Source organism: Anaerobacillus sp. ABD4_527, assembly GCF_056160805.1.
In genome coordinates this window covers 1-258 of the sequence record NZ_JBSWXZ010000022.1, presented here as the reverse complement: position 1 = coordinate 258, position 258 = coordinate 1, and the positions used below count along the sequence as shown (strand labels likewise).

Genomic DNA, 258 nt, shown 5'->3' with positions numbered 1-258 from the left:
CGGTCCAGCCTCACTTGCTTCCTCGAATTTCTTGCTTCTCCCACCCCTACGAAGCTTTCGAAGATGCCCTTTTCTGTCTTCTCAATGAAGGTACTCACCTTACGGTCCAACGAGACAAATCAAAAACATACAAAAAAAAGCCAGAGCTCAATGCTCTGACTTCTCTCTTTGCCTAGCGACGTCCTACTCTTGCAGGGGGAGAGCCCCCAACTACCATCGGCGCTGAAGAGCTTAACTTCCGTGTTCGGCATGGGAACG

General features: G+C 50.4%; 1 rRNA gene. It reads right to left on the bottom strand.

What is annotated here, in order from left to right:
- Positions 1-170 precede the first annotated feature (170 nt).
- A 5S ribosomal RNA gene (rrf, locus tag ACXAHI_RS21060) occupies positions 171-258 on the bottom strand; the annotation flags it as partial.